The sequence below is a fragment of the Streptomyces sp. 13-12-16 genome, from assembly GCF_002114215.1.
Taxonomy (GTDB): Bacteria; Actinomycetota; Actinomycetes; order Streptomycetales; family Streptomycetaceae; genus Streptomyces.
Genome location: NZ_NCTE01000150.1, coordinates 1 through 3020 on the forward strand (window position 1 = coordinate 1; position 3020 = coordinate 3020).

3 protein-coding genes are annotated in these 3020 nt (G+C 72.8%); all 3 read right to left on the reverse strand.

Translation table 11 applies throughout. The features are described from left to right. Positions 1 to 487: 487 nt before the first annotated feature. Entirely contained in the window at positions 488 to 1648 is a 1161-nt protein-coding gene (locus B7767_RS07070) for an acyl-CoA dehydrogenase family protein (RefSeq protein WP_085571392.1), read from the reverse strand. A 5-nt stretch (positions 1649 to 1653) separates the two neighbouring features. Beyond that, positions 1654 to 2601 carry a hydroxymethylglutaryl-CoA lyase gene (locus tag B7767_RS07075; protein WP_085571391.1) on the reverse strand — a complete coding sequence of 316 codons (948 nt, stop codon included), beginning with the start codon at positions 2599 to 2601 and terminating at the stop codon, positions 1654 to 1656. Next, positions 2598 to 3020 (reverse strand): biotin/lipoyl-containing protein (locus B7767_RS07080; protein ID WP_306297946.1); only part of this gene is annotated, 423 nt, incomplete at its 5' end. The genes B7767_RS07080 and B7767_RS07075, both read right to left, overlap by 4 nt.

A 3020-nucleotide genomic window follows, 5' to 3' on the forward strand; every position in this document is an offset into this window, starting at 1 on the left:
CCGCGGGCACAGGGCCCCGCCCGGCGGCGGGGTCGCCCTTCGGGGGCGCGGGCCGGTGGAGTGCCCGCCACCGGGTCGTGGCGCGGCGGCGTGGGACGGGCCCCCGGGTGTCCGTGCACGCCGCCCGTACGGTGGTCGGCGTCGCTGGAAGCTGTCGCACGGACCCGGACGCCCCCTCGGCTCTGTGCCCGGCACGCCGGTCGCGTGCTCCGTGACAACCTTCGTGATCTTGCTTTTGCCTTGACGTCCGGTCAAGTCCGCTATGAACGGACTGTGTTGTTCCGGGGGTCGGGAGGGAGGGTTCGTGATGGAAGCGTGACCGGAAGGGAATGGAGATCGCGCACAACCCCGGGGGCGTCTCGTGCGTCGCGGGGACGTGACGCCTCCTCGTCGGCCGGCCGTAGCGCGCGGGCGTCCGCACACGCCGACCGGCCCCGCGCCCGAGGGCGCGGGGCCGGTGTCCGCCGGGGCCCGGACGGGCGGTGGCTCAGCCCGCCAGCCCCAGCTCCCGGGCGATCAGCATCCGCTGGACCTCGCTCGTGCCCTCGCCGATCTCCAGGATCTTCGAGTCGCGCCACATACGGGCCACCGGGTACTCGTTCATGAAGCCGTAGCCGCCGTGGATCTGCGTGGCGTCACGGGCGTTGTCCACGGCGACCGTGGACGAGTACAGCTTCGCCAGCGCCGCCTCCTTCTTGAACGGCTCGCCGGCCACCAGACGGCTGGCCGCGTCGCGCCACGCGAGGCGGGCCGTGTGGGCCTTCATCTCCATGTCGGCGATCTTGAACTGGATCGCCTGGTTGGCGCCGATCGGCCTGCCGAAGGCGTGCCGCTCCTTGGCGTACTTCACCGACTCGTCCACACAGCCCTGCGCGAGACCCGTGCCCAGCGCCGCTATGGCGATGCGGCCCTCGTCCAGGATGCGCAGGAACTGCGCGTACCCGCGGCCCTCCTCGCCGAGGAGGTTGGCCGCCGGGACGCGGACGTCGGCGAAGGACAGCTCCCGCGTGTCCGAGGCGTTCCAGCCGACCTTCGAGTACGGGGCCGCCACCGTGAAGCCCGGGGTGCCGGACGGGACGATGATCGCCGAGATCAGCGGCTTGCCGTCGGGCTTGCGACCCGTCACCGCCGTGACCGTGACCAGGCCCGTGATGTCCGTGCCCGAGTTGGTGATGAAGCACTTGGTGCCGTTGATCACCCACTCGTCCGTCGACTCGTCCAGCCGGGCCGTCGTACGGGTCGCGCCCGCGTCACTGCCGCCGTCCGGCTCCGTCAGGCCGAACGCGCCCAGGATCTCGCCCGAGCAGAGGCGGGGCAGCCACGCGCGCTTCTGCTCCTCGGTGCCGAAGAGGTGGACCGGCATCGCGCCCAGCGAGACGCCCGCCTCCAGGGTGATCGCCACCGAGGAGTCCACCCGTGCCAGCTCCTCCAGGGCCACGCCCAGGGCGAAGTAGTCACCGCCCATGCCGCCGTACTCCTCCGGGAACGGCAGCCCGAACAGGCCCATCCGGCCCATCTCCCGCACGATCTCGTACGGGAACTCGTGCCGCTCGTAGAAGTCACCGATCTTCGGCGCCACCACGTCGTGTGCGAACTCCTCGACCGTGCGGCGGAGTTCTTCCAGTTCGGGGGAGAGCTTGTGGTCCATGTCGTTCACTGCTCCTGGTGGGAGAGGGCTCGTACGGTGCGGGACGGGCTGGGTCGGCCCAGGTGGGCGGCCATCCAGACGCTCGTGGCGACCAGACGGCCGAGGTCGACCCCGGTGTCGATGCCGAGGCCGCGCAGCATCCACACGAGGTCTTCGGTGGCGAGATTGCCGGTGGCGGACTTCGCGTACGGGCAGCCGCCCAGACCGCCGGCGGAGGCGTCGACCGTGGTGACGCCCCGCTGGAGCGCGGCCAGCGTGTTGGACAGGGCCTGGCCGTAGGTGTCGTGGAAGTGCACGGCCAGCGCGGACACCGGTACGTCCGCCTCGCCGAGCGCGGTCAGCAGGGCCGCCACATGGCCCGGGGTCGCCACCCCGATGGTGTCGCCCAGGCTCAGCTCGTCGCAGCCCATGTCGAGCAGGGCCCGGCACACCCTCACCACCTGGGGGAGGGGGACCGCGCCCTCCCACGGGTCGCCGAAGCACATCGACAGGTAGCCGCGGACGTGGACGTCCTCCGCCTTCGCCCGCCGCACCACCGGCTCGAACATCGCCAGCGCCTCGTCCACCGTGCGGTTGAGGTTGGCCCTGGCGAAGGACTCCGTGGCGCTGGCGAAGACCGCGACCCGCCGGGCGCCCAGCGCCAGCGCGCGGTCCAGTCCGCGCTCGTTCGGCACCAGGACCGGCAGCGACACCGGCAGGTCGGACACCGCCGGGTACAGGTCCTCGGCGTCCGCGAGCTGGGGCACCCATTTCGGGTGGACGAAGCTCGTCGCCTCGATGGTGTCCAGACCGGTGCCGGCCAGGCGGCGGACGAACTCCGCCTTGACGGCCGTCGGGACGGTCGCCTTCTCGTTCTGCAGGCCGTCGCGCGCGCCCACCTCGTGGATGCGCACCCGCGCGGGCAGTCCCTCGGCCGGTACGGCCGTCGGCAGGCCCAGTTCCGGGGCGTTCATGCCGTCTCCTCCTCCACCGGTGCGATGACCGCGAGCACCTGGTCCATGGCGACCGTCGTGCCCGGGGACACGTCCAGCTCGGTGACCGTGCCGGCGTGCGGGGCGGAGATGACGTGCTCCATCTTCATCGCCTCCACCACCAGCAGGCTCTGGCCCGCCGCCACCTCGTCGCCGACGGCCACCTTCACCACCGTCACCGTGCCCGGCATCGGCGCGGTCAGCGAGTCGGCGCCCGCCTGACCGGCACGGGTGAGGGACGCGGCGACCGGGTCGTGGTCGCGCACGTGCCAGGCGTCGCCGTCCCGGCCCAGCCAGGTGCCGTCCGGCAGGGCGGCGAAGGTGTGGGCGACGCCGTCGAGCGCGCAGGTGAACCGGTGCCCGCCCACCGGGCCCGCGGACCCCCGCACCGGGGTGCCGGC